This window comes from Pseudomonas sp. MONT-RG-20F-20-E-7-02 (assembly GCF_022662395.1).
Taxonomy (GTDB): Bacteria; Pseudomonadota; Gammaproteobacteria; order Pseudomonadales; family Pseudomonadaceae; genus Aquipseudomonas.
Window position 1 is genome coordinate 875,884 of sequence record NZ_JAKNQN010000001.1, and the last position, 26,628, is coordinate 902,511.

Genomic DNA, 26,628 nt, shown 5'->3' on the forward strand with positions numbered 1-26,628 from the left:
AATGGACAACAAATACACCCCTCACACCTGGCAGCCCCACGAGCGACCGAGCCTGCCTGGCTCGCCGTCGACGCCGCTGCACCCCACGCACAAGCGCTGGCTGTTCGCGCTGGTCGGCGTGCTGGTGGCAATCACCGGCGGGCTCGGCAACGCGTTGGTGATCGCCAACCTGCAATACCTGCAAGGCGCCTTGGGCGCAACCACCGCCGAGATGGCCTGGCTGCCCGCCGCCTATGTAATGACCAACGTGTGCATGAACCTGCTGCTGGTGAAGTTTCGCCAGCAGTTTGGCCTGCGCGCGTTTACCGAGGTGTTCCTGGTGCTGTACGCGCTGGTGACCTTTGGCCACTTGTTTGTCAACGATCTGAGTTCCGCCATCGCGGTGCGGGCGGCCCACGGCATGGTGGGCGCGGCGCTGAGTTCGCTGGGCTTGTATTACATGATCCAGGCGTTCCCGGCCAAGTGGCGCATGAAAGCCCTGGTGCTGGGCCTGGGCACCGCGCAGTTGGCGCTGCCGCTGGCGCGGCTGTTCTCCGAAGACTTGCTGCAAATTGCCGAATGGCGCGGGCTGTACCTGTTTGAACTGGGCCTGGCGCTGATCTGCCTGGGCTGCGTGTTCCTGCTCAAATTGCCGCCGGGCGACCGCTTCAAGACCTTTGAAAAACTCGACTTCCTCACCTTCGGCATCCTCGCCACCGGCGTCGCGTTGCTGTGCGCGGTGCTGTCCCTGGGGCGTATTGACTGGTGGCTGGAAGCGCCGTGGATCGGCGTGGCCTCCGCCTGTTCGCTGGTGCTGATCATGGCCGGCCTGGCCATCGAGCATAACCGCGCCAACCCGCTGCTGATGACCCGTTGGCTGGGCAGTGGGGTGATGATTCGCCTGGCGCTGGCGGTGGTGTTGATTCGCATGGTGCTGTCGGAGCAATCCACCGGCGCCGTGGGCTTCATGCAAATGCTCAACATGAGCTATCAGCAGATGCACACGCTGTACGTGGTGATGCTGGCCGGGGCGATTGCCGGGCTGGTGGTCAGTGCGCTGACGATAAACCCCGCGCACCTGCTGATGCCGCTGATCATCTCCCTGGCGTTGATGGCCACGGGGTCAGTGATGGACAGCTTCTCCAGCAACCTGACCCGACCGCAAAACCTCTATATCAGCCAGTTCCTGCTAGGCTTTGGCGGCACCTTCTTTCTCGGCCCGACCATGGTGCTGGGCACGCGCAACGTGCTCACCAACCCGCGCAACTTGGTGAGTTTTTCGGTGATGTTCGGTATCTGCCAGAACCTCGGCGGCTTGATAGGCGCAGCCTTGCTCGGGACGTTCCAGATCGTGCGCGAGAAGTACCACTCCAGCATGATTGTCGAGCACCTGACCTTGCTCGACCCGCGTGTGGCCGCGCGGGTACAGAGCGGCGGTTCGGCGTATGGCGGGGTCATCGCCGACCCGGAATTGCGCAACCTGATGGGCATTCGCAGCCTGGCCACGGCGGCCACGCGTGAGGCGAATGTGATGGCCTACAACGATGTGTTCATGCTGATTGCGATCATCGCGATCCTCACCATGCTCTGGATCTTCACCCGCAGCCTGTGGCTGATGAGTACCACCAAGGCAGCAGCCCCTCCCGTTCAACCCAGCGGCGTTACTTCATGACCGAACCGACTACCAGTACTACGACAACCACCAACGCCATCGCCTCCACCCCGGAAGGCACCACGCCGCCGGGCGCCTCGGTCACCGAGCCGCGTTCGCTGCGGGTACGCATCATCTCGTCGTTGGGCTTTGCCGCGATTGCCATCGTCGGCGTACTGATCGTGCTGTATGCCTGGCAATTGCCGCCGTTCAGCAGCGCGGTGGAAACCACCGAGAACGCCCTGGTGCGCGGCCAGGTGACGATTATCGGCCCGCAACTCGCCGGCTATGTGTACGAAGTGCCGGTGCAGGACTTCCAGTTCGTCAAGGCCGGTGACCTGCTGGTGCGCCTCGATGATCGCATCTACAAACAGCGTCTTGACCAGGCGCTGGCGCAACTGGCGGTGCAGAAAGCCGCGCTGGCCAACGTGGTGCAGCAACGCAACAGCGCCGAAGCCACCATCAAGCTGCGCCAGGCCGCGTTGGTCGACAGCCAGGCCCAGGCGCGCAAAAGCACCGCCGACCTGCGCCGCAATGAAGAACTGATCAGCGACGGCTCGGTGTCCAAGCGCGAGCTGGACGTGACCCGCGCCGCCAATGCGCAAACCATCGCCGCCGTGGCCCAGGCCCAGGCCAGCCTGGAAATTGCCCGGCAGGACCTGCAAACCGTGATCGTCAATCGCGGTTCATTGGAAGCTGCCGTGGCCAGCGCGGATGCGGCGGTGGAGCTGGCGCGTATCGACCTGTCCAACACGCGCATCCTCGCGCCGCGTGACGGCCAGCTGGGGCAGATCGGCGTGCGGCTCGGCGCCTACGTCAACTCCGGCGCGCAGTTGATGGCGCTGGTGCCGCCGCAGCTGTGGGTGATCGCCAATATGAAGGAAACCCAGATGGATAACGTGCAGGTCGGCCAGCCGGTGACCTTCACCGTGGATGCGCTGAACCACCGCAAGTTTCACGGCACGGTGCAGCATATTTCCCCGGCGACCGGCTCGGAGTTCAGCCTGCTGCAGGCGGACAACGCCACCGGCAACTTTGTGAAGATCGCCCAGCGCGTGCCGGTGCGGATCACGGTGGACCCGGATCAGGCCGAGAGCGAGCGGTTGCGACCGGGGTTGTCGGTGGTTGTGAGTATCGATACCGCCGGCCGCCTCAAAAACACCCCGCCCTGACCGACGCGAACCCTGTAGGAGCTGGCTTGCCCGCGATGCAGGCAGCTCGGTCTGTCAGGTACACAGAGTCGATGCCATCGCAGGCAAGCCAGCTCCCACAGACCCCGGTACTCGCGGATAACCGCGTCACCGCTAGAGCACGAAGCTGGGTTCGGGCAACCCTTGCACGCCTGGGTTGAGGGCAAATACGCCACCCGACAGCGACTGCTCACTCTGGTCATCACGAATCGAGGTGACGAACAGCGTGTCCAGGCGACTGCCGCCAAAGGCGCACATGCTGGGTTTTTTCACCGGAACGCTGAGGGAGCGATCGAGGCGACCTTCCGGGGTGAAGCGGTGAATCAGCCCGGCGTCGTTGGCGCAGATCCAGTAGCAGCCGTCGGCGTCGACCGCCGCGCCGTCGGGGCGGCCGGGCAGCGGTTGCATGTCCACAAACACGCGGCGATTGGAGGGCGTGCCGGTCTCGGTGTCGTAATCGAACGCCCAGATCTGCTGCACCAGCGGGTGTGAGTCCGAGGCGTACATCGTGCGGCCATCCGGGCTGAAGGCCAGGCCATTGAGGGTGATAAACCCGTTCAGCTGGGCGTGCGGCGCCGAACCCGATGCGTAGCGATAGAGCGTGCCCTCGGCTGCGTTCAAACCCATGTTCAGCACCATGCTGCCGGCCCAGAAACGGCCCTGGCGATCACAGCGGCCGTCGTTGAGGCGCATGTCGGCGCGCGGGTGCTCGACACTCGCCAGAGGCGTGGTGTCGAGGCTGCCGTCGTTGTGCGGGGTGAGCTGGAAAAAGCCGGTTTCCATCCCGGCGACCCAGTTGCCCGCGGTGGCGCGGGCGATACAGGCGAGCATCTGCGGGGCTGTCCAGGCGGCGATGTGGCCGGTGGCGGCGCTCCAGCGTTGCAGGCCGCCGTTGGGAATATCCACCCAATACAGCGCGTTTTCCTCGGGCACCCACACCGGGCACTCGCCCACGGCATTGCGGGCGTCGACGATCAATTCAGCAGTCATGGCCACTCATTCCCTTGGGTTGCTGTGCACTCAGTCACCGAACGGCCCCGCCGCGCAGAACGCGCCGCCCTGATAGACCCTGGCCGGGTCATCGGCGGCCACCGGTGGCTGGGTTTCGACCTGGGCGCGGAACACTTCGGAGCTGTCTTTGGGCGCGTAACCCAGGTGCGCGGCGTAGCGGTTGTCCCACCAGGTATCGAGGTTATCCGACATGCCGTAGACCACGGTGTGCCCGACATTTGGCGTGTACAGCGCGCGTTCGAGCAGTTGAGTGAGGTCGTCGAAGCTCAACCAGGTGTGCATCATCCGACGGTTTTGCGGTTCCGGGAATGATGAGCCGATGCGGATGCTCACGGTCTCGATGCCGTAGCGATCGAAGTAGAAACTCGCCATGTCTTCGCCATAGGATTTGGACAAGCCGTAATAGCTGTCCGGACGACGCGGCGAATGGGCGTCGAGTTTTTCGCCCTGCTTATGAAAGCCGATCACATGGTTGGAGCTGGCGAAGATCACACGCTTCACACCATGACGGCGGGCGGCTTCGTAGATGTGGAAGATGCCGCTGATATTCGCGCCAAGAATCTCTTCGAACGGGCGCTCTACCGAGACGCCACCGAAATGCAGGATGGCATCGACGCCTTCCACCAGATGGTGCACGGCTTGTTTGTCGGCGAGATCGCAGGGTTGCACTTCTTCGCTGGCATCGGCAGCCGGGGCCATCGAGGCGATGTCCGACAGGCGCAACACCTGGGCATAAGGGCGCAGGCGTTCGCGCAAGACTTTGCCGAGGCCGCCGGCGGCACCGGTGAGCAACAGGCGGTTGAATGGAGCAGGCGTGGTGGTGGTCATGGGAATTCCATTGTTGTTGTAGGTTGTCGTATGACTTGTCGGAAGTATCGTTTTGGACTCCCCAGGTTGTCAACGCCTTGCCAGACGACAGGTTTCAAAAGGTGGGAGCTGGCAAGCCAGCTCCCACATGCCTGCTCGTTCCCGCGCTCTGCGTGGGAACGCCTCTTGTGACGCTTTGCGTCACGCTTTGGACGCAGAGCGTCCAGGGCTGCATTCCCACGCGGGAGCGTGGGAACGATCAGCAACCGCAATCGCAGGCAAGCCAGCTCCCACATGCCTGCTCGTTCCCTCATTGACCGAGTTATAACAGTGAGATCGGATAGCTGATAAAAATCCGATTCTCATCAAACTCATTGTTGCTGAAATCCCGACGCATGCTCGAATTCCTCCAGCGCACGTTCAAGTCCCTCAGCGCGCCGCTCTGCACCGTGTAGGCGAGTTCCGATTCGCGTCCCCATTCCTTGCCATCGGTAATCGCCCCGGTGTGCACGTTACTGCCGCTGATATAGCGGTTCATCATGGTCAGCCCTGGAATGCCGAGCACCACAAAGTTGAAGTCATGGCGCACCTGCCAGGATTTTTCCTTGGCGTTATCGTAGCTGGCGTTGTAGCTGTCGTTGGCCAGGGTGCCGCCGCTGGTGCCATTGACCCTCATCAACAGGCTGTCGCCGGTGAGTTTCTGCAGGCCCACGTAGAACGTGTTGCCGTTGTAGCGGGCCGAGAGCAGGGCCGAGACGGTCTTGTTGTCGAGGTTGCCGGCCAGTGCGCGGCCATCTTCCTTGCCGTTGAAATAACCAAGGTTGGCGCCCAGGGTCCAGTCGCCGACGGGTTGGCTGTGGGTCAGGTTGAAGTATTGCTGCTGGTAGATATCGGTTAATTCGGCGTACCACACGCCGACCTGGGTGCGCTTGTCATTGAAGCTGTACTCGCCGCCGCCAAAGTTGAAACGGTCGGAAGTGAAGGCCGCTTTGCCGTTCATGAACATGTCTTCCATGCTCGCGTCGTTGCGCGGGCTGTTGCCGCGAAACTGCCCGCCGTAAAGGGTCAAGCCGGCAATTTCGTTGGACGTGACCTGGCCGCCGCGAAAGGTCTGGGGCAGCGAGCGGCCATCGTCTGAGCGCAGGATGGGCAACACCGGCATCCACTCGCCGACCTTGAGTTCAGTCTTCGACAGCTTGGTTTTCAAGGCCACGCCCAGGCGCCCGAAGTTGTCGGCGGGGCGCCCGTCGCTGTGGATCGGCAGCAGTTGCGTGCCACCGGTGCCTTTGCCGCCGTCGAGCTTTTGCGAGTACAGGCCCAGCACATCAAGGCCGAAACCCACGCTGCCCTGGGTGAAGCCGGATTTGGCATCGAGGATGAAGTTCTGCGTCCATTCCTCGGCCTTGGCCTGCGGGTAGGTCGGGTTGGTGAAGTTGCGGTTGAAGTAGGCGTTGCGCAGGTTCAGCGTGGCTTTGGCGTCTTCAAGGAAACCGTCGGCCTGGGCGTTGTGGGGCAGGGCGAAGGCCAGGCTGCCGAGGCCGATAAGGCGGATACACGAGGAGGAATTGCGGGCGAATGGACGCACTGTGAAGCTCCCTTTTCTTTTGTTGTTTTTATTATTTGTTATACGTTGTCGTATAACATTGGGCGGGATATTTGCGAGGTTTTGCTGGAGTGTCAAGCAGAAGTTATGCGATGACTTAATATGCCCGGACCTGAAGTGGGCACCGTCACTGTGGGAGCTGGCTTGCCTGCGATGGCATCGCCGAGGTGTAGTTGTGGGACCGAGGCGCCCGCATCGCAGGCAAGCCAGCTCCCACAGGTTGAGCGCATTTCAAAGTCGGTTTTCAGTTGGCCATGACCATCGGCGGCAGAGTGCCAAGCAGGGAAACCGCCGCCACCGCCGCCACACCCAATGCCCATTCCAGCATCACGCTGGCCTTCAAACTGCCCAAGCGCTCTTCACAGTGCTCAATGCGCAGCCGGTTCAGCAGCGCCAGGGCCAACATGCCCAGCACCAGCAGCACCTTGATCAACAGAATCAGCGCAAAGCCGTTGAACAGCGGCGTAGGCCACAGCTGCCCCGTCAGCACACGCACATTGATCAAACCGGTCACCAGCAAACCGGCGACCAGCCCGTACCCCACGCCGCTGAAGCGCCGGAGGATGATCTCCAGCGCAGGCCGTTGCGGCTGCCTGAGGATCAACACCAGCAACAGCAACCCGCCGAGCCAGGCACCGACACAGACCAGGTGCACCACCTGGTTGAGGATCAGCAATTGCCCGCTCAGCCCATTGAGCATGGCGCCGTGGCCGACCGGTGCGAGCGTCGCCAACAGCAGCGCAGTCAACGGCAGGCGCAGGGCCGGCCAGGGTTTGATCAGCACGATCACCAGCAGCAGGTTCAGCAACAGGTGCCAGACCCACACCTGGCCAAAGAAGGTTTTGCTCAGCACCAACTGCACGGTGGCCGGTTGCAGGGCCGCCGCCCAACTGCTGGCCATGCTGGCGGTGATCAACAACAGCCACGCCACGCCGGAGACCAACCCCAGCCAGGCCAGTACACGGGTGATGCGCTGCAGGTGCCGGTCCAGCGCCGGCTGCGGTTCAGCGCCGAGCAGCCAGGGCCTGAACGCACAGGCCCCGAATATCAACAACACGACGATGAAATGCAGGAAGCGGCACAGCACCAGCAGGGTCGCCATGGGTTATTGGCCGACCTTGAAGCTGTATTCACCGTTGCTCTTGTGGGTGTCGACCGACACCGCGTTCCACACCACTTTATAGGTGCCTGTGGCCAGTGGCGCGGCGGGCGTGACGACCAGGGTTTTCTTGTCGGCGTCCGGGGTTTCCAGGCCCTTGATCGCGACTTCGGTGCCGTCTTTGCTCAGTGACACCTTGGTGAAGGTGGCTTCGACGCCTTCGCTGAAGGTCAGGCGCAGGTCAGCAGGCGCGGCGACCGTGCTGTCAGCCGCCGGCGTCGAGCTTTTAAGGTGAGCATGGGCAAACGCCGCCGAAGCGCCGAGCAGGGACGCCAGCAGGGCGACGGTGGTCAGGGTTTTCTTGATCAACATTGTTCAATACCTTCAGGTTTAGAGAGTCGGTAAAGCCATGTGCAGCAAGGGAAAGGGTTTGCCTTCGCCATCCAGCGGCGAGCGCGCGACCTGGATAAAACCATAGTGCAGGTAGAAGCCCACGGCTTGCGGGTTTTGTTCGTTTACATCCACGGTCAGGGTGTCGTGGCGGGCGCGGGCGTGGTCGAGTAATTGGCGGCCAATGCCCTGGCCACGGCGGTCGGGGTCGATAAACAGCATTTCTACGTTGTGCCCGCCGGTGCCGATAAACCCGGCGATGCCTTGGCGGTCCTCGAACACCCAGACATCCAGTGCAGGCATCGGCAGGTAGGCGTCACGCACCAGGGGCAGCAGGCGCTGGATGTCATCCTCGGGGAGGAAGTCATGGGTGGCCCGCACCGAACGCTCCCACAGTGCTCCCAGCACTGGGTCGTCGGCGGCCACGCGAGGTCGGATAGTCATGGCAATGATCCTTCATGGGGATCGCGATCCTAACCAATCCGTTTTGCAGGGGAAAGGTTCGCGTAAGAAGTTTCATTATGCCCTGTCGCCGCGATCTAGAGCCGATGGTAGTCTTGAGGCCATGTTGTTGTCAGGGAGCCCTTATGGGCAATCACAAAATCGGAATTCGTCGGGTCAACGTCGAAAAGATCCTGCTGGCGGCGGAGAAAATCTTCGCTGAAAAAGGCTATGGCAGCACCGCCATGGCCGACATCGCTGAAGAAGTGCAACTGCCGCGCTCCAACCTGCATTACTACTTCACCACCAAAAGCGAGCTGTACAGCGCGGTGCTGTTCGACTTGCTGGAAGTGTGGAAGCAGGACGCCCTGAGCTTTGAAACCTTCGATGACCCACGGGTGGTGCTCAGCAGCTACATCCGCGCCAAGATGCAGCGCTCGCGCACGCGGCCGTATGGCTCGAAAGTCTGGGCCAATGAAATCATCCACGGCGCGCCGACACTCGGTGAGGCGCTGGATGAAAGCCTGTACGACTGGGCCAAGATGAAGGAAGCGAAAATTCGCCAGTGGGTGGAGGACAAACGCATCCTGCCGGTGGAGCCGTCGAGCCTGCTGTATATGATCTGGGCCTCGACCCAGCACTATGCGGACTTTGACCACCAGGTGAAGATTTTGAATGACCACCAGCCGTTGTCGGACATGCAGTTTGAGAAGGCGATTCAGACGGTGACGGGGGTGATTTTGCGCGGGATTGGCTTGGAGCCGTAATGATCGTTCCCACGCGTGATCGTTCCTACGCTCCGCGTGGGAATGCCTCACTGGACGCTCTGCGTCCGCTCTTGGGACGCGGAGCGTCCCCGGCTGCATTCCCACGCGGAGCGTGGGAACGATCAATCAAGCGCTACACCGCCTCCCGATACGGATTGCGCGGATCCTGCGTCCAATTCAAAAACGGCTTGCCCGTGTCCATCGGCACCATCTCAATGCAATCGGCCACCGGACAGGTGATCTGGCACAAATTGCAGCCCACGCACTCATCATCAATCACCTCGTATTTATGCGTGCCATCCGCCTGTTTCAAGCTCGCGATCGCCTGGTGCGAAGTGTCTTCACAGGCGATATGGCAACGCCCGCAACCAATACAGGCTGCCTGGTCGATCTTGGCGATCACCTGATAATTGATATCCAGGTACTTCCAATCGGTGGTATTGCCCACCGCGCGCCCGGAAAACTCCTGCAGGCTTTTGTAGCCTTGGCTGTCCATCCAGCGCGACAGCCCATCCTTCATCTCTTCCACAATGCGAAACCCATGCAGCATCGCCGCCGTACACACTTGCACTGCGCCGCAACCCAGCGCGACGAATTCTGCTGCGTCGCGCCAGTTGCCGATGCCGCCAATCCCGCAGATCGGCAAGCCTTGGGTCTGCGGGTCGCGGGCGATTTCCGCGACCATGTTCAAGGCGATAGGCTTCACCGCCGAGCCGCAATAACCACCGTGGGTGCTTTGGGTGCCGACCACCGGCAGGGCGACCATGCGCTCCAGGTCCACGCTGGTAATGGAGTTGATGGTGTTGATCAGCGATACCGCGTCCGCGCCGCCGCGATACGCCGCACGCGCCGCCACACGGATGTCGGTGATATTCGGCGTGAGCTTGACGATCACCGGCAGCGAGCAGTACGTCTTGCACCAGCGCGTCACCTGCTCGACATATTCCGGCACCTGGCCGACGGCCGCGCCCATGCCGCGTTCCGGCATGCCGTGAGGGCAGCCGAAGTTCAGTTCGATGCCGTCGCAGCCAGTGGCTTCCACCAGCGGCAGGATGTTTTTCCACGACTCTTCCACGCACGGCACCATCAGCGACACGATCAGCGCGCGGTCGGGCCAATCCTTTTTCACCTGGGTGATTTCGCGCAGGTTGATCTCCAGCGAGCGGTCGGTGATCAACTCGATATTGTTGATGCCCAGCACTTCACGGTTGGCGCCATAGTGCGCGGAATAACGCGACGACACGTTGACCGCCGCCGGGTCTTCACCGAGGGTTTTCCAGACCACGCCGCCCCAGCCGGCTTCGAAGGCGCGGACCACGTTGTAGGCCTTGTCGGTGGGCGGCGCGGAGGCCAGCCAGAACGGGTTGGGGGCTTTGATACCGGCGAATACAATCGAGAGATCGGCCATTACGCAGCCTCCACATTCAGCATGAGTTGGGCGTGCATGGCTTCGGCGGCCAGCTTGCCGTGTTGCACCGCCTGCACGGTGAGGTCCTGGCCGAGGCTGACGCAATCGCCCCCGGCGTAGACCCCTGGAATGCTGGTTTGCAGGTGTTCGTCGACGAAGATGCGCTCACCTACGCGGTGCAGTTGTTGCGCCAGCGGGTCGTGCAGCGCTGCGTTATCGAAACCTTGGCCGATGGCCTTGAAGATCGCATCGGCGGCCAGTTCGAAGGTTTCGCCGGTGGGGTGCAGGCGACCGTTTTCCATGCGCGTGCGGGCGAAGCGCATGCCGCGCACACGGCCCTGGTCATCCAGCAGCACTTCTTCAGGTTGAGCCCAGGTCAGCAGGCGCACCTGATTGGCCTTGGCAATCTCCTGTTCATGCCCAGTGGCGCCCATGTCGGCGAGGCCACGGCGGTACACCAGGTTCACATCACGGGCGCCAAGCCGAGCCATTTGCACGGCCATGTCTATGGCGGTGTTGCCGGCGCCGAGCACGATGCAGCGGTCGGCCAAGGGCAGTTGAGTGAGGTCGTCGGCCTGGCGTAGTTCGCGGATGTAGTCGGTGGCGGCGAGCAAACCGGGGGCGTCCTCGTGCGGCAGGCCGAGCTGTTTGCTGGCGGCAAGGCCGAGGCCGAGGAACACCGAATCGAACTGCTGGTGCAGTTCGCTCAAGGTCAGGTTGTCGCCCAGGCGCTGGCCGTGGCGGATCTCGATGCCGCCAATCTGCAGGAGAAAATCCAGCTCCTTCTGGGCAAAGTCATCCACCAGTTTGTACTTGGCGATCCCGTATTCATTCAGGCCGCCGGCCTTTTCCCGCGCTTCGAAAATCACCACGTCATGACCGTGCAAGGCGGCGCGGTGGGCGCAAGCCAAGCCGGCAGGCCCGGCGCCGACCACGGCAATGCGCTTGCCGGTGGGCGCGGCGCGCTGGAACGGGTGTTCGCTGAAGTGCGCGTTGTCAATCGCGTAGCGTTGCAACAGGCCGATCAGTACCGGTGCGCATTCTTCGGCGTTGTTACGCACGCAGGCTTGCTGGCACAGAATCTCCGTAGGGCAAACCCGCGCGCAGCTGCCGCCGAGGATGTTCGCCGAGAGGATCTTTTGCGCCGCGCCTTGCACGTTGTCGGTGTGGATATTGCGGATGAACGACGGGATGTCGATTTCGCTGGGGCATGCATTCACGCACGGCGCGTCATAGCAATACAGGCAGCGCGAGGCTTCCAGTTGTGCCTGGCGGGCATTGAGTGGCGGCGCCAGGTCGGTGAAGTGGCTGGCGAGGGTCGGCCCATCTTCATGGGGATGGGGGAGGTGGTTCAGGGTCTGGATCACGGTGTTGGCCTCACGGTTTTTTGGGGCGACCGTTCCCACGCTCTGCGTGGGAATGCCTCACTGGACGCTCTGCGTCCGCTTTTGGGGCGCAGAGCGCCCCTGGCTGCATTCCCACGCAGAGCGTGGGAACGATCATGTGCGCTGTATGTTCAGCGCTTTACAGCAGTGGGCCTCGAATGCTCGGCCCGCTTGCTCAACTGCTCAAACACCGCCGGGTACGCCGGCCGTTCCACGTACCGCCCGGCACCGCGCTCGGCGCGCAGGTCGCCATCGGCCCAGACCAGCTTGCCCTGGCTGATGGTGTGGCTCGGCACACCGCGCACGGTCTTGCCTTCGAAGATGTTGAAGTCGACTTTTTGATGGTGGGTCTTGGCCGAAATCGTCCGCGTACCTTGGGGATCCCACAGCACCAAGTCCGCATCGGCGCCGACTCGAATCGCGCCTTTACGCGGGTAGAGGTTGAAGATCTTCGCGGTGTTGGTGGAGGTCAGCGCGACGAATTCCTGCATCGACAGGCGCCCGGTGTTTACGCCTTCGTCCCACAGCAGCGCCATGCGGTCTTCGATGCCGGCAGTGCCGTTGGGGATCTTGCTGAAATCGTCACGGCCAGCGGCTTTTTGCTCGGCGCAGAAACAGCAATGGTCGGTGGCGGTGGTGTGCAGGTTGCCCGATTGCAGGCCGTGCCACAGCGCTTCCTGATGCCCGCGCGGGCGGAACGGCGGGCTCATCACGTAGCCGGCAGCGGTTTGCCAGTCGGGGTGTTGGTAGACGCTGTCGTCGAGCAGCAAGTGGCCAGCGAGCACTTCGCCATACACCGGCTGGCCCTTGCCACGGGCGTAGGTGATTTCATCCAGCGCTTCCTGGGTGGACACGTGTACCAGGTACAGCGGCGTGCCGATGGTCTCGGCGATTCGAATCGCCCGGCTGGCCGCTTCGCCTTCGACCTGGGAAGGGCGCGACAGCGGGTGGGCTTCCGGCCCGGTGATGCCTTGGGCCATCAGCTTGCGTTGCAGGTGATACACCAGCTCGCCGTTTTCCGCGTGCACGGTGGGCACTGCGCCCAGTTCCAGGCAGCGTTCGAAGCTCGCGACTAGGGTGTCATCGGCGGCCATGATCGCGTTCTTGTAGGCCATGAAATGCTTGAAGCTGTTGATGCCATGATGGCTGACCAGCTCGGCCATCTCCTCGCGCACCTGCTCGCTCCACCAGGTGATCGCCACGTGAAAGCCGTAGTCGGAAGCGGATTTTTCCGCCCAGCCGCGCCACTGGTGAAAGGCTTCCATCAAGGACTGCTGCGGGTTGGGAATCACAAAGTCGATGATCGAGGTGGTGCCGCCCGCCAGACCCGCCGCCGTGCCGCTGAAAAAGTCTTCGCTGGCCACGGTGCCCATGAAGGGCAATTGCATATGGGTGTGCGGATCGATGCCGCCGGGCATCAAGTACTGGCCGCTGCCATCGAGTATTTGAGTGCCGGCGGGAATATCCAGATTCGTGCCAATAGCGCGAATTAGACCGCCTGCGCATAACACATCGGCGCGATAACTTTCATCATGGGTAATAACGGTGGCGCCACGGATCAACAGCGACATGTCGAGTTCCTCACAGGCTTGACCGGCTTGTGCCAGTTCTAAGTGTTGTAATGCGGCTTGCCGATGGTCGGTTAAATCCTGTCATCGGTGACAGGAATAGAAACTAGCCCGAGTTTTTAGATTGAGCAAGAAGATTTTTCTTATGCTTATAACGATTTTAACTGCATGATTTTAAAAGATAAAAATAGTTAATCACCAAAATGTAGCGACCTCTCACCATTTTGACGCACTTGACAGGTTATCGATTTGAGCAACATTTCTTATTGCAAATCAGACGCTTGAGACATGCCTCTTGACGGGGCCGGTAAATAAAAATAATTGTGTTGCACCAGATTGAGTCCTGAGGGTTCAGGAACTTGCGCGTTATTTAGCCTGAGTAAGGCGACAAGTACTGTAGGCACAATCGGAAAGCTGATTAACATCAGCACGTTAGTTAAGCGGTGCGGGTTAAAGTCGGGTGGTCGGCACGGTTATTGAGTGCAGTGGCGGCTGGCCGGGCCCGTGATGTCATGTTGTTTACGAGGTACTCCGGCCACCCTGCGCCAAGCGTTGGGTGAGCAACAATAATTCAAAAAAACCGTGGAGCGGCCATGCAACAGAACAGATCGCAAGTCATCGAACGCAACGGCCTGTACGAACTCGACGCCGGCCCCGACGTCCTCGACAGCCCTCGCTATAACCACGACATGGCACCCACCAAGGTGCACGAACGCACCTGGAACAAGTGGCACATCACCGCGCTGTGGGTCGGCATGTCGATCTGCGTGCCCACCTACACGCTGGGCGGGGTGCTCACCGCGTACTTCGGCTTGTCGGTGGGCGAGGCGCTGATGGCGATTCTGCTGGCCAATATCGTGGTGCTGATCCCGCTGACGCTTAACGCCTTTCCCGGCACCAAGTACGGCATTCCGTTTCCGGTGTTGTTGCGCTCGTCCTTCGGCATTCTCGGTTCCAACGTGCCCTGTCTGATTCGCGCGCTGGTGGCCTGCGGGTGGTTTGGCATTCAAACGATGTTCGGCGGGCTGGCGATTCACCTGTTTCTGGGCTCGATTTTCGACGGCTGGAAATCCCTCGGCGGCACCGGCGAAGTGATCGGCTTCATGATCTTCTGGTGCCTGAACTTGTGGGTGGTGTTGCGCGGCGCCGAGTCGATCAAACGCCTGGAAACCCTGTCTGCGCCGCTGCTGGTGGCGGTGGGTATTGGCCTGCTGGTGTGGGCGATGCCGAATGTGTCGCTCAGCGAGTTGATGGCGATTCCACCCAAACGCCCCGAAGGCGCGAGCCTCACCGGTTACTTCATGGCGGGCCTCACCGCGATGGTGGGTTTCTGGGCGACCTTGTCGCTGAATATTCCCGACTTCAGCCGCTACGCCAAAAGCCAGAAGGACCAGATCCTCGGGCAGATTTTCGGCCTGCCGCTGACCATGTTCCTGTTCGCCGCCCTCGGCGTAATCATGACTGCTGCGTCGGTGAAACTGGTGGGCGTCAGCGTCTCCGACCCAGTGAGCTTGATCGGGCATATCCAGAGCCCGGTGTGGGTGGCCGTCGCCATGGCGCTGATCATCGTCGCCACCTTGTCCACCAACACCGCGGCGAACATTGTCTCGCCCACCAACGACTTCCAGAACATCGCGCCCAAGCTGATCAACCGCACCACGGCGGTGATCCTCACCGGGCTGGTCGGGCTGGCGTTGATGGGGCATGAACTGCTGAAAAAGCTCGGGCTGATCGTCTCGGACGTGAGCCTGGAAACCGTGTATTCGAACTGGTTGCTGGGCTACTCCAGCCTGCTGGGGCCGATCGCCGGGATCATGGTGGTGGACTACTTCATCACCCGTAAACAGCAACTCGACCTGGCCGGCCTGTACCGCGATGACGTGTACCCGGCCTGGAACTGGAGCGGGTTTATCGCGTTCGGCGTGCCGGTGGTGCTGACCTTGCTGTCGCTGGGCAGCGATGCGTTCAGCTGGTTCTACAGCTATGGCTGGTTTACCGGTTCGGCGTTGGGTGGGGTGTTGTATTACGGGTTGAATGCCAAACGTGGCATCAGCCCAGTCACCGCTAAATCACCTTTGTAAAAGCGGTCAATGTGGGAGCTGGCTCCCCCATTTGAGCGAGTCAATTCTTAAGAACAGTAGCCTGAGGAGATCCCCATGAACGCTGCCATCGACGTTCTGCAATCGACCCATCAGCACATCAACCGCGACCGCCTGTGGCAGTCCCTGATGGACCTGGCCAAACTCGGCGCCACGCCAAAAGGTGGCGTGTGCCGCCTGGCCCTCACCGACCTCGACCGCAAGGCCCGCGACCTGTTCGTCAAATGGTGCGAAGACGCCGGTTGCACCGTGACCATCGACGGCATCGGCAACATCTTCGCGCGGCGCCCGGGGCGCAATCCCAACCTGCCCCCGGTGATGACCGGTAGCCATATCGACACCCAGCCCACCGGCGGCAAGTTCGACGGCTGCTTCGGCGTGCTGGCGGGTGTGGAAGTGCTGCGCACGCTCAACGACCTCAAGATCGAAACCGAAGCGCCGCTGGAAGTGGTGGTCTGGACCAACGAAGAAGGCTCGCGTTTCCCGCCGTGCATGATGGGCTCGGGCGTGTTTGCCGAAAAATTCACCCTGGCGGATACCTTGGCCAAGGTCGATGTGGACGGCGTCAGCGTGGGCGCTGCGTTGAGTGCGATTGGCTATGCCGGCACACGACCTGTCAGCGGCCACAAGGTGGGCGCCTATTTCGAAGCGCATATCGAACAAGGGCCGATTCTTGAGGATGAGAAAAAAACCATCGGCGTGGTGCTGGGCGCCCTTGGGCAGAAGTGGTTCGACCTGAAATTGCGCGGTGTCGAGGCACATGCAGGGCCGACGCCGATGCACTTGCGCAAGGATGCGTTGGTAGGCGCGGCCGCCGTGGTGGCGGCGGTGAATGCGGCGGCGTTGGGGCATCAGCCGCACGCGTGCGGCACGGTGGGTTGCCTGCAAGCCTATCCCGGTTCGCGCAACGTCATCCCCGGTGAAGTGCGCATGACCCTGGACTTCCGTCACCTGGAGCCGGCACGCCTGGATTCGATGATTGCCCAGGTGCGTAAAGTGATCGATGAGACCTGTGCCAAGCACGGCTTGAGTTTTGAAATGGAACCCACTGCGGACTTCCCACCGCTGTATTTCGACAAAGGCTGTGTGGACGCCGTGCGCGATGCGGCGAATGGGTTGGGCCTGTCGAACATGGACATCGTCAGCGGGGCAGGGCATGACGCGATCTTCGTCGCCGAACTCGGCCCGGCCGGGATGATCTTCGTACCTTGTGAGGGCGGCATCAGCCATAACGAAATCGAGAATGCCGCCCCGGATGATTTGGCGGCGGGCTGTGCGGTTCTATTGCGCGCAATGGTGGCTGCCTCAGCCGCTATCGCCAGCGGCAAACTCGCTGCCTGACGATCGTTCCCATGCTCTGCGTGGGAATGCCGCGCCAGACGCTCCGCGTCCGCTCTTGAGGTCGTGACGCAGAGCGTCACAGGATGCATTCCCACGCGGAGCGTGGGAACGATCAGGTCAGGCGCCGGGTTGCCAGCCGCCGCCGAGCGCTGTCACCAGCCCCACGCTCGCCTGCAACTGCCGCGTCTGCACCGCCTGCAATGTCCTCTGTGCCTGCAATGCTGCCGTCTGCGCCGTCACCACGTCCAGGTAACTTACGGCCCCGGCCTGGTAGCTGTTCATCGCCAGCGATTGCGTGTGCTGCGCCGCATCCACCGCCGCCTGTTCGTCCTGCGCTTCCTGTTGCAAATCCCTGAGCTGCGCCAGGTTGTCTTCCACCTCACGCACGGCTTTGAGTACATGGCTGCGGTACTGCGCCGAGGCTTCTTCAAACTCGGCTTTGGCCTGGCGTTCATTGGCACTCAAACGCCCGCCGTCAAAGATCGGCAAATTCACCAATGGCCCCAGCGCCCAGTACCGATTGCCGGCGGACAACAGGTTGCCAACCCCTTGCGTCTGCCCGCCAATTAACCCAGTCAGGCTGAAATCCGGATACCACGCCGCTTTCGCCACGCCGATATTCGCATTGGCGGCAAACACCCGTCGTTCCGCCGCTGCAATGTCCGGGCGACGTTGCAGCAGGTGGCTCGGCAGCTGCGATGGAATCGCCGGCAGCGCAATCAATTGCTGGCTCGGCGGCAACGTAAAGTTGCTGGCTGCCACGCCCACCAACTCGCCAATCGCATGTTCGGTCAGGTTGCGCTGCCCGCGCACTTCATCCAGTTGCGCCTTGGCTTCGGCCAGTTGGTTTTGCGCGCGAGTCAGGTCCAGCTCTGAAGCAATCTGGCCTTCGTAACGGCTGCGGGTCAGTTGCAATGCCTGGCTGAAATCATCCAGTGAGCTGTTCAGAATCCGGCTCTGTGCATCCAGCCCGTTGAGCTGCACATACAGCGTCGCCAACTGGTGTTGCAGGCTCAGGCGCGCGACCGCCAAATCATCGCCGGAAGCCTGCGCCTGGGCATCACCGGCTGCGACCTGGTTGCGGATTTTGCCCCACAGGTCCAGGTCGTAGCTCAGCGAGAAACCCGCGGTATTGCTGTTGTACACCGACGGCTGTGTGTCGCCGCGCAGTGGTCGCGAGTCCGACTGCCGCTGGCGCAGCGGCTGCGCACTGGCGGTGATCTGCGGGAACAACCCGGCGTGCAGTTGGCTGGCATACGCCTGGGACGCATCGAAGTGCGCCAGTGCCGCCGCCAAATCCGGGTTGGCCTTGAGCAGTTGCTGTTGCAGATCGGTCAGGCGCGAATCGTTGTAGAGCTTCCACCAGTCGGGCGCCAATGGGTCGGACGGCTGCGCGCTGTGCCACGGGCCGTCGCTGGTCTGTTCGCGGTAGCCGGCGGGCAGGTCAACCGATGGCACCTTGTAGGTCGGCGCCATCGAGCAGCCCTGCAATAGCAGCAGCATCAACGCCGCCAGGGGTTTAAGCCTTGGGCGCATGCGCACCTCCGGCGTCGGCCAGTTGCACGGGGTCGCCTTCGCGCAGGGCGTCGGGCGGGTTATCGACCACGCGGTCGGCGGGTTTCAGGCCCTGGTCGATGACCAGGCGCTCGCCGAGGTCGAGGCCGATGTGGATGGCTTGCAGGTGCACGTGGTTCTGCGCATCCAGCACCGCGACTTGGGTGCCTTGGGCGCGGAAGATCAGCGCGCTGGCCGGGATGCTCACGCCGTGGGTGTCGGCCGGAATCGGCAGCGTGGCTTCGGCGTAGTCGCCGGGCAGCAATTCACCGTTGGGGTTGTCGGCGACGAACTGCGCGAGCAGCGTGCCGGAGCGGCGGTCGATGGCGGTGGAGTCGCCGATCAGGCGCGCCTTGAAGTGCTCGCCGGGGTGCTCGGGCACGGTCAGCTCGGCTTCGAGGCCTGGGTGAATCACCGCCGCATAGTTCTGCGGCACCGGCACATACAGGCGCAACTGGTGGGTGTCGGCGATGTTGAACAGTTCCGGATCGCTGTCGGTGTCGGCCTTGATCAACTGGCCGATATCGGTGTTGCGCGCGGTGATGGTGCCGGCGAACGGCGCGCGGATGGTCTTGTAGCCTTCCAGCGCCGACAGCCGCGCGTAGTCGGCGGCGGCGGCTTCGGCGTTGGCCTTGGCTGCAGCGGCGTTGGAGGTTTTTTCATCCGCCTCCTGGCGCGACACCGAGTGGCTGGCCAACAGGTTTTGCCAGCGTGTGGCGGTGGTCTCGGCCAGGCGTGCATTGGCCTGTTCCTGCACCAGCCGGGCGTGGGTTTGCGCCAGTTGCTGGTCGAGGTCGGGGCTGTCGATTTCGGCAAGCACTTGCCCGGCTTTGACCTGGGTGCCGATGTCGGCTTTCCAGTCCTTCAAGTAGCCGCTGACCCGCGCGTGGATCGGCGCCTTGCTCCACGCCTCCAGGTGCGCGGGCAGGCGCAGGGTGTCGCCGGCGACGTTCTGTTTCGGTTGGAACACCATCACTTGCGGGATGGCGGCGGTTTCGGTCCAGGCGCTGACCGACTGTTCGTGCATCGTGCGGGCGTGCAGGCCGTTGGCGACCAACAGGGCGGCCAGTGTCAGGCCGCCGACACCCATGAGCATCAGACGCTTGCGCGAGGGTTTGTGATCAGACGACATGTGAAGTTTCTCCAGCAACTGCGCGAGTAGGGTGACGACCGTGGACCAGGCTGAAGACCACGGGAACAAACAACAGGGTGGCGATGGTGGCGAAGATCAAGCCGCCGATCACCGCCCGGCCAAGGGGTGAGTTCTGCTCTTCGGACAACGCCAGCGGCAACATGCCGATGATCATTGCCAGGGCGGTCATGCACACCGGGCGGAAACGCGTGTAACCGGCCTCCATCGCGGCCTTCAACGCGTCGCCATGTTCGGCCAGGCGTTCACGGCAGAAGCTCACCACCAGGATCGAGTTGGCCGTGGCCACGCCCATGCACAGGATGGCCCCGGTCAGCGCCGGCACCGACAACGAGGTGCCGCTGAGGAACAGCATCCATACGATCCCCGCCAACGCTGCGGGCAACGCGGTGATGATCACAAACGGGTCCGCCCAGGATTGGAAGTTGACCACGATCAGCAGGTAGATCAGCACCACCGCACCGAGCAAACCAAAGCTCAAACCACTGAAGGCTTCATGCAGCGCATCGATCTGCCCATGCAGGCTGATCACCGCGCCTTTGGGGCGCATGGAAGCGGTGTCATCCAGCACTTTTTGCACGTCGCGCGCCACGCCGCCGAGGTCACGGCCTTGCACGTTGGCGTACAGGTCCAGGGTCGGTTCGATGTTGTAGTGGGTTACCACGGCCGGGCTTTGCACGCGTTCGATGCTCGCCACGCCGCCGAGGATTTGGGACTGCCCATCGGCGCCGGTGACCGGCAAGGCTTCCAGCGACGGCAGGCTGTCGAGGCGGTACTGCGGGGTTGCGGCGACGATTGAATACGACACGCCGTTGGCCGGGTTGAGCCAGAACGTCGGCGCAGTTTGCGAGCTGCCCGCGAGGGAGGCGACCATGCTATTGGTCACGTCACGTTCGGTAATGCCCAGGCCATTGGCGCGCATGCGGTCGACGTTAACTTGCAGCGACGGGTAGCCGGTGGACTGCTGAATACGTAGGTCGGCAATCCCCGGAATGTGCGACAGGCGCCGCTCCAGTTCCACCGCATAGGCGCGGTTTTCTGCATCGCTGCGCCCGGAGATTTTCACGTCCAAGGGGGCCGGTGCGCCGAAGTTGAGAATCTGGCTGCTGATGTCCGCCGGCAGGAACGCGAAGTGGCTGCCGGGGAAACTTTGCGGCAAGGCTTCACGCAGTTTTTTCACGTAGTCGGCGGTGGGCGCGTGGTCCTTTTTCAGCGTGACCTGGATGTCGCCATCCTGCGGGCCGATGGTGCCGCTGCTGCTATAGGCCATATCGATGCCGCTGAGTGGGATGCCGATGTTGTCGACGATGGTGTCGAGTTCTTCGGCCGGGATCACTTCGCGAATCCGCGCTTCAATCCGGTCGAAGGCGGCGGCGCTTTCTTCAATCCGCGTGCCCAACGGCAAGCGCACGTGAAGGGCGAGGGCGCCGGCGTCGGTGGCCGGGAAGAAGTCCTGGCCCAGGCTTGGCAGCAGCAGGAATGAAGCCAGCACACAGGCCAGGAAACCAACGATAAAGCGCTTGCGATTGCCCAACGCGAGGATCAGCAAGCCATGGTAGGTGTCGCGGATATTCGAGAAGTGCCGCTCGAAACCCTGCTGGAAATTCAGCACCGATTGCAGCACGGCATTGCGTGGTTTCTTGTGCTGTTCACCTTCATGGTGGTTGATGAATGCATCTTCCGGGTGGTGCCCGGCGCCTTGCTCCGGTGTGTGCGGCTTGAGCAGGAACATCGCCAGTGTCGGCACCAATGTCCGCGAAAGGATGAACGAGCTGGCCATGGCAAAGATCACCGCCAGCGCCATCGGCCGGAACAGGTAACCGGCGATGCCTTGCAGCAGGAACATCGGCACGAACACGATGCAGATGCACAGCAGCGAGACGAACGCCGGGCCGACGATTTGCGCAGCGCCGTCAAGGATCGCGGTCTTCACCGCTTTGCCTTGTTCCAGGTGCCAGTTGATGTTTTCGATGGTCACCGTGGCGTCGTCCACCAGAATCCCCACCGCCAACGCCAACCCGCCGAGGGTCATCACGTTGAGGGTTTGCCCGGTAACCGCAAGCAGTGCGATGGCCGACAGCACGGCCAGCGGAATCGACGCGGCGATGATCAGCGTCGAGCGCCAGCTGCCGAGGAACAGCAGGATCATCGCACTGGTCAGCAGTGCGGCAATGATGCCTTCCTGGGCCACGCTGCCCACCGATTGCTTGACGAACACCGAGGCGTCACCCAGCAGCGAAGTCTTCAGCGACGGCGGCAGGGTTTCGTTAATGCGCGGCAGCATCTGGCGGATGCCGTCGATGATCGACAGGGTCGAGATGCTGCCGTTTTTCAGGGCCGGCATCAGCACCGCACGGTGGCCGTCGACGCGCACGATGTTGGTCTGCGGCGGCGAGCCGTCACGCACGTGAGCCACTTGGCCGATGGTGATCAATGCGCCGTCGACGGTCTTGATCGGCAGGTCGTTGAGCTCATCAATCGCCTTGGGGCTGTTGTTGAGCAGGATCGTGTATTCGTTGGGGCCGAGTTTGGCGGTGCCCACCGGAATGATCTGGTTCTGCAGGGCCAGGGCGTTGCCCACGTCCTGCGCCGACAGGCCTTTGGCAGCCAGGGCTTGGGGGTCGAGGTCGAGGGTGATCTGGCGCTGCTTGCCGCCCATTGGCGTGGGCATGGCCAGGCCGGGCAGGGCGCTTAACGGCAGGCGGATGTTGTTCTGCACCAGGTCGCGGATCTTGGCTTCCGAGAGGCTGGGGCTGGAGAACGCCATTTGCAGGATCGGCACCGTGGAGGCGCTGTAGTTGAGGATCAGCGGCGGCGTAATGCCCGGTGGCATCTGCTTGAGCACGGTTTGTGACACGGCCGTCACTTGGGCGTTGGCGGTGCGGATGTCCACGCCGGGCTGGAAGAAGATCTTGACGATGCCCATGCCGGGCAGCGATTGCGATTCGATGTGTTCGATGTCGTTAACGGTGGTGCTCAGGGAGCGTTCGTAGGTGTAGATCACCCGACCGGCCATGGCGTCCGGTGACAGGCCGTTGTACTGCCAGACCACAGCGACGACGGGAATGCCGATATCGGGGAAAACATCCGTAGGGGTTTTCAGGGCCGCCATCGGCCCGACGATACAGATGAATATGGCCAACACGATAAACGTGTACGGCTTTTGCAGTGCGGTCTTTACCAGCCCGAGCATGCGTGAACCTCCGGAGAACACAGGATTGCAAACCCCGGCAGTCTTGCCCGACCCACCTAACACGCACCTTTCAGCCAGGTGAAGGAACATTTAGTTAGCGGCTGAAGATCGTTTCATATGTATTCATTTGTTCTACAAAGGGTGGCTCTCCAAGCTTGTCATCCATCGGACGCGACACATTTGAACGTCGTCCAACGCTTTTAACCGATGCCCTTTGGAGCCCTGCCATGTCACTGAAACCCTTGTTGTTGATCCCTGCCCTTGGCGCTGTTTTGTTGTTGTCGGCGTGCGCCGGCCCGATCCCCAAGGCGGACCCGAGCGAAGCGTGGATTGGCTTGAAAGAAGAAGCGCCAAATGACCTGATGGCCGAGCGCGTCGATGGCAAGCGCGTGGATGACGGGCGCTTTTTTGAAGTGACGCCAGGCGACCATCGCCTGGACGTGACGCTGTTTGAAGAAGAGCCGGGCGATGACAACCAGCAAGACTGCCAGGGGCGCGTTGAGTACAAGCACTTCCAGGCGGGTGAGCACTACACCTTGGTTGAATCGAGCCTGGGCACCACCGTGCGCGCCGTCCTCAAGGACGGCCACGGCAAGGAAGTCGCGGCGACTCAAGACTTCAGTTGCATGCCTGGCTAGGCGTGGTGCACCGCAGCCTTGTGTGGCTTGGCCGGTGCAGCGGGTTTGACGTGGGGGTGATGGTGCCGACGGGTCACGCGCATGACCCCCCACAACATGGCGCCGGCGACTGCCAGCCAACCGCAGATCAACATCAGAATCGTTGTTGCAAGGCTCATTCGGGCCTCCTTTCGCCCCGCTCGGGGCACACTCAGTCTTCTCAATGGACAGTCTAGCTACCTGACGGTTGCCTGCTATTGACCAATGGTCGAGTCCTCCAACTTGTTTGCTCTATCCCGGGCGTTTTACTAGCGCTTGAGGCTATACCCGCGTTCAAGAGCAACCTATGATCAGGGCCCTTACCGGCCGTTGATCAAGAGAGTCAAAAATTGCGCTCGAACGTTAAAACCTCCTTGTTGCTGGCGTGCGCCCTGGGGCTCGCGGCCTGTTCCGGGCACCCGTCGAAACTGGCGGGCCTGCCGGAGCGCGTCGAACTTAATGGCGTGCCGACCTTTCGCAGCGAGGCTTACCTCAGTGGCCCCTCGGCTTTAGCCAGCATGCTGTCGCAACAAGGCATTGTGATGACACCCGGTTTGCTCGATAAGCCCCTGCACTTGCCAGGCGGCGAGGCGGACCTTGAGCGCAATATGCAGGTGCTGGCGCGCGAGTACGGGCTGATGGTGTATCCGCTGGATAACCAACTGACGGCGGTGCTGGCGCAGGTGGCGGCGGGCTACCCGGTGATGGCGCGGATCAACCCGAGCTTCTGGTCCGGGACGCGCTATGTCGTGGTGGTGGGGTTCAATCAGCAGAAAAGTACGCTGCTGCTGCGCTCGGGCCTGGAGCGGCGGCTGGTGATGAGCTTCAGCGACTTTGAATCGGCGTGGAAGAGCGCCGGCCATTGGGCAATCCTGACCCAGCGCCCGAGCCAGCTACCGGCCAATGTCGATGCGAAGCGCTGGCGCGAGGCTGCTAACGCGACGGCGCAAGCCGGGCAGGAGCAGGCGGCGGCGCAGGCGCTCAAGGTGTTGGCGGAAAGGAAGTAACAGCGCTGAAGATCAAACAGGTGGGCGCGGGGCTTCTGTGGGAGCTGGCTTGCCTGCGATAGCATCAACCCGGTTCAACTGAAAAACCGAGTTGCCTGCATCGCAGGCAAGCCAGCTCCCACAAAGACCAGCTCCCACACAAGCTGGCTGTAGGATTAGATATTTACGGTTTTAACGACGCACTTCTGCGGCATTCGGGCGGTTCTTCAGGTTCTTGTCGGCCTTATAGCGCAGCGCGACGTCCGGCACTGAGCCGCTCTTGCCGGTCTCGACCCAATTGCGAATCCGCCCGGCATCGGCAAAGTGGGTGAATTTGCCAAAGGCATCCAGAATCACCAGCGACACGGGGCGGTTACCCATGCTGGTCACCAGCACCAGGCAGTGGCCAGCCTGGTTGGTGAAACCGGTCTTGGTGAGTTTGATATCCCAATTGGCGCGGTTGATCAGGTGGTCGGTGTTGGAGAAACCCAAGGTGTAGTTGGGTTTGCGGAACGCCACGGTCTTCTCTTTGGTGGTGCTCAACTGGCTCAACATCGGAAATTTGCGCGCATAGGCCAGCAGCTTGCTCAAGTCGCGGGCGGTCGACACGTTGTGAATCGACAGGCCGGTGGGTTCGACATAGTGGGTGCTGGTCATGCCCAGCGCCTTGGCCTTGGCGTTCATCGCCGCGATAAACGCCGGGTAGCCGCCCGGGTAATGGTGGGCCAGGCTCGCGGCCGCGCGGTTTTCCGAGGACATCAACGCGATCAGCAGCATTTCCTTACGCGGCATTTCGCTGCCGATTTTCACGCGGGAAAACACGCCTTTCATTTCCGGCGTGTCCTTGATGTTGATGTCGATGTATTCGTCCATGTTCTGCTTGGCTTCCAGCACGATCAGGCCGGTCATCAATTTGCTCACGGAGGCGATGGGCACCACGACATCGGGGTTGCTGGAATAGATGACTTTGTTGGTCTGCAAGTCCACCAGCATGGCGCTGCCGGAAGCGATTTGCAGTTTGCTGGTATCACGCGGGGCGAGGGTGGTTTCGCTGGCGTGTGCGAAGGTGCCTGTAAATGCAAAAAATAGGCTGACAAGAGAGAGACGAATTTTCACGCGGATGAACTCGCTAAAAAGTAAGGAAATACCGTTCGGGAACGGTTTTTTGATAAATGCCGTTACATTTTAGGAGTATGGATCAGAAACTGTCGAATGTTCTTCTAGATCCGGACGAAAGTGCTTAAAAACTAAGAAAAAACAGGTTTTTTTGCGGCCAATAAAAAGCCCTGCGATAAGGCAGGGCTTTTTCAGTACGGCTGGTTATTAGCCGTGCAGGGTTTCTGCGGCGTACAGGGTATTTTCCAGCAGGCAGGCACGGGTCATCGGGCCAACGCCACCCGGCACCGGCGTGATCCAGCCGGCGCGGGGCAGGGCGGTTTCGTAAACAACGTCGCCGACCAGCTTGCCGTCTTCCTGGCGGTTGATGCCCACGTCGATGACGATGGCGCCTTCTTTAATCCACTCACCTTTGACCAGGCCCGGCTTGCCGGCAGCGACGACGACCAGGTCGGCGCGGCCGACGTGGCCGGCCAGGTCCTTGGTGAAGCGGTGGGTGACGGTCACGGTGCAGCCGGCCAGCAGCAGTTCCATGGCCATCGGGCGACCGACGATGTTGGAAGCGCCGACGACCACGGCATCAAGGCCGTACAGGTCGACACCGGTGCTTTCCAGCAGGGTCATGATGCCTTTCGGGGTGCACGGGCGCAGCAGCGGGATACGCTGTGCCAGGCGGCCGACGTTATAAGGGTGGAAACCGTCGACGTCCTTGTCCGGGCGGATGCGCTCCAGCAGTTTGGACGCGTCCAGGTGTTCAGGCAGCGGCAGCTGGAGCAGGATGCCGTCGATGGCCGGGTCGTCGTTGAGGCTGTCGATCAGGTCGGTCAGGGCCTGCTGGGTGGTGTCAGAAGGCAAGTCGTAGGCTTTGGAGATAAAGCCGACCTCTTCACAGTCTTTACGCTTGTGCGAGACATAAACCTGAGAGGCAGGATCGCTGCCGACCAGAATCACCGCGAGCCCAGGCGTGCGCAAGCCTTGCTGGCTGCGCTCGGTGACTCGTTTGGCGATCTGCTGGCGCAGGCTGGCGGCGATTGATTTGCCGTCGATAAGTTGTGCAGTCATTACGCGTGATTAACCATCGAGAGGGGGAAGAAAAGTGCGCGCATTCTCGCACGCCAAGGCGTGAGGGCAAAGGCGCTTGGTCCGCAAATTGCCCTAACCCCTTAAATAAAATGAATTTTTTTCAAAAAAGATTTGACGGGTTTCCGGGGCGTCTATACTATTCGTCGCACTT

22 protein-coding genes are annotated in these 26,628 nt (G+C 61.7%); 7 read left to right on the top strand and 15 right to left on the bottom strand.

All coding sequences use genetic code 11. The features are described from left to right. Position 1 precedes the first annotated feature (1 nt). Together L8I05_RS04005 and L8I05_RS04010 are read left to right on the top strand one after the other, a co-directional pair. Positions 2 to 1,651 (top strand): MFS transporter, encoded by a 1,650-nt coding sequence (locus tag L8I05_RS04005; RefSeq protein WP_242167280.1) that lies wholly within the window; start codon positions 2 to 4, stop codon positions 1,649 to 1,651. After that, on the top strand, positions 1,648 to 2,802 hold the full coding sequence (locus tag L8I05_RS04010) for an HlyD family secretion protein (RefSeq protein ID WP_159957823.1): 1,155 nt from the start codon (positions 1,648 to 1,650) through the stop codon (positions 2,800 to 2,802). The genes L8I05_RS04005 and L8I05_RS04010 overlap by 4 nt, the downstream gene beginning before the upstream one ends. Positions 2,803 to 2,934: 132 nt before the next feature. On the opposite strand, the gene L8I05_RS04015 is transcribed toward L8I05_RS04010, so the two are convergent. The 6 genes from L8I05_RS04015 to L8I05_RS04040 all read right to left on the bottom strand — a co-directional run bounded on the left by L8I05_RS04015 (position 2,935) and on the right by L8I05_RS04040 (position 8,174). Then, positions 2,935 to 3,810: an SMP-30/gluconolactonase/LRE family protein gene (locus L8I05_RS04015; RefSeq protein ID WP_242167281.1), complete on the bottom strand. Its 876-nt coding sequence runs from the start codon at positions 3,808 to 3,810 to the stop codon at positions 2,935 to 2,937. 30 nt (positions 3,811 to 3,840) lie between these two features. After that, on the bottom strand, positions 3,841 to 4,659 hold the full coding sequence (locus tag L8I05_RS04020) for an NAD(P)-dependent oxidoreductase (RefSeq protein ID WP_242167282.1): 819 nt from the start codon (positions 4,657 to 4,659) through the stop codon (positions 3,841 to 3,843). Positions 4,660 to 4,960: 301 nt separating this feature from the next. Next, the gene (locus L8I05_RS04025; protein WP_242167283.1) at positions 4,961 to 6,223 is read right to left on the bottom strand and encodes an OprD family porin; all 1,263 of its coding nucleotides are present in this window, start codon (positions 6,221 to 6,223) and stop codon (positions 4,961 to 4,963) included. 262 nt (positions 6,224 to 6,485) lie between these two features. After that, positions 6,486 to 7,343, bottom strand: coding sequence for a copper homeostasis membrane protein CopD (gene copD, locus L8I05_RS04030; protein ID WP_242167284.1), 858 nt, complete (start codon positions 7,341 to 7,343; stop codon positions 6,486 to 6,488). Positions 7,344 to 7,346: 3 nt separating this feature from the next. Next, on the bottom strand, positions 7,347 to 7,712 hold the full coding sequence (copC, locus tag L8I05_RS04035; protein WP_242167285.1) for a copper homeostasis periplasmic binding protein CopC: 366 nt from the start codon (positions 7,710 to 7,712) through the stop codon (positions 7,347 to 7,349). Positions 7,713 to 7,730: 18 nt separating this feature from the next. After that, positions 7,731 to 8,174 (bottom strand): GNAT family N-acetyltransferase, encoded by a 444-nt coding sequence (locus tag L8I05_RS04040; protein WP_159957810.1) that lies wholly within the window; start codon positions 8,172 to 8,174, stop codon positions 7,731 to 7,733. Between the two features lie 143 nt (positions 8,175 to 8,317). Between L8I05_RS04040 and L8I05_RS04045 the strand changes: the two genes are divergently transcribed. Next, positions 8,318 to 8,938, top strand: coding sequence for a TetR/AcrR family transcriptional regulator (locus tag L8I05_RS04045; protein WP_049709047.1), 621 nt, complete (start codon positions 8,318 to 8,320; stop codon positions 8,936 to 8,938). 133 nt (positions 8,939 to 9,071) lie between these two features. Here the strand turns inward: L8I05_RS04045 and preA are convergent, their stop codons facing one another. The 3 genes from preA to hydA form a co-directional block, all read right to left on the bottom strand. After that, positions 9,072 to 10,346 (bottom strand): NAD-dependent dihydropyrimidine dehydrogenase subunit PreA, encoded by a 1,275-nt coding sequence (gene preA, locus L8I05_RS04050; protein WP_179028243.1) that lies wholly within the window; start codon positions 10,344 to 10,346, stop codon positions 9,072 to 9,074. Next, positions 10,346 to 11,713, bottom strand: a complete 1,368-nt coding sequence (locus tag L8I05_RS04055) for an NAD(P)-dependent oxidoreductase (protein ID WP_177018454.1) — start codon at positions 11,711 to 11,713, stop codon at positions 10,346 to 10,348. Before L8I05_RS04055 ends, preA begins: the two co-directional genes overlap by 1 nt. A 149-nt stretch (positions 11,714 to 11,862) precedes the next feature. After that, a complete protein-coding gene (gene hydA / locus L8I05_RS04060; RefSeq protein WP_242167286.1) occupies positions 11,863 to 13,302 on the bottom strand; it encodes a dihydropyrimidinase in 1,440 nt (479 codons plus the stop codon). Positions 13,303 to 13,892: 590 nt separating this feature from the next. Between hydA and L8I05_RS04065 the strand changes: the two genes are divergently transcribed. After that, a complete protein-coding gene (locus L8I05_RS04065) occupies positions 13,893 to 15,380 on the top strand; it encodes an NCS1 family nucleobase:cation symporter-1 (RefSeq protein ID WP_242167287.1) in 1,488 nt (495 codons plus the stop codon). Positions 15,381 to 15,455: 75 nt separating this feature from the next. Beyond that, a complete protein-coding gene (locus tag L8I05_RS04070; protein ID WP_242167288.1) occupies positions 15,456 to 16,739 on the top strand; it encodes a Zn-dependent hydrolase in 1,284 nt (427 codons plus the stop codon). A gap of 117 nt (positions 16,740 to 16,856) precedes the next feature. On the opposite strand, the gene L8I05_RS04075 is transcribed toward L8I05_RS04070, so the two are convergent. The 3 genes from L8I05_RS04075 to L8I05_RS04085 are packed head-to-tail and all read right to left on the bottom strand — an operon-like array spanning position 16,857 to position 22,636. Continuing rightward, positions 16,857 to 18,275: an efflux transporter outer membrane subunit gene (locus L8I05_RS04075; RefSeq protein ID WP_242167289.1), complete on the bottom strand. Its 1,419-nt coding sequence runs from the start codon at positions 18,273 to 18,275 to the stop codon at positions 16,857 to 16,859. Continuing rightward, a complete protein-coding gene (locus L8I05_RS04080) occupies positions 18,259 to 19,425 on the bottom strand; it encodes an efflux RND transporter periplasmic adaptor subunit (protein ID WP_159957796.1) in 1,167 nt (388 codons plus the stop codon). Before L8I05_RS04080 ends, L8I05_RS04075 begins: the two co-directional genes overlap by 17 nt. Then, entirely contained in the window at positions 19,415 to 22,636 is a 3,222-nt protein-coding gene (locus tag L8I05_RS04085; RefSeq protein ID WP_242167290.1) for an efflux RND transporter permease subunit, read from the bottom strand. Before L8I05_RS04085 ends, L8I05_RS04080 begins: the two co-directional genes overlap by 11 nt. 227 nt (positions 22,637 to 22,863) lie before the next feature. On the opposite strand from L8I05_RS04085, the gene L8I05_RS04090 reads away from it, so the two are divergent. Beyond that, positions 22,864 to 23,274, top strand: a complete 411-nt coding sequence (locus L8I05_RS04090; RefSeq protein WP_159957792.1) for a hypothetical protein — start codon at positions 22,864 to 22,866, stop codon at positions 23,272 to 23,274. Here the strand turns inward: L8I05_RS04090 and L8I05_RS04095 are convergent. Next, positions 23,271 to 23,432 carry a hypothetical protein gene (locus tag L8I05_RS04095; protein ID WP_177018448.1) on the bottom strand — a complete coding sequence of 54 codons (162 nt, stop codon included), beginning with the start codon at positions 23,430 to 23,432 and terminating at the stop codon, positions 23,271 to 23,273. The two genes, L8I05_RS04090 and L8I05_RS04095, sit on opposite strands and share 4 nt — an antisense overlap. Before the next feature lie 234 nt (positions 23,433 to 23,666). Here L8I05_RS04095 and L8I05_RS04100 point away from each other — a divergent pair, with 234 nt between their 5' ends. Beyond that, the gene (locus tag L8I05_RS04100; RefSeq protein WP_242167475.1) at positions 23,667 to 24,299 is read left to right on the top strand and encodes a peptidase C39 family protein; all 633 of its coding nucleotides are present in this window, start codon (positions 23,667 to 23,669) and stop codon (positions 24,297 to 24,299) included. A gap of 171 nt (positions 24,300 to 24,470) precedes the next feature. On the opposite strand, the gene pbpG is transcribed toward L8I05_RS04100, so the two are convergent. Together pbpG and folD are read right to left on the bottom strand one after the other, a co-directional pair. Then, positions 24,471 to 25,394 (bottom strand): D-alanyl-D-alanine endopeptidase, encoded by a 924-nt coding sequence (gene pbpG, locus L8I05_RS04105; RefSeq protein WP_159957790.1) that lies wholly within the window; start codon positions 25,392 to 25,394, stop codon positions 24,471 to 24,473. 207 nt (positions 25,395 to 25,601) lie between these two features. Beyond that, positions 25,602 to 26,456, bottom strand: coding sequence for a bifunctional methylenetetrahydrofolate dehydrogenase/methenyltetrahydrofolate cyclohydrolase FolD (gene folD, locus L8I05_RS04110; protein ID WP_124528853.1), 855 nt, complete (start codon positions 26,454 to 26,456; stop codon positions 25,602 to 25,604). Positions 26,457 to 26,628: the final 172 nt, after the last annotated feature.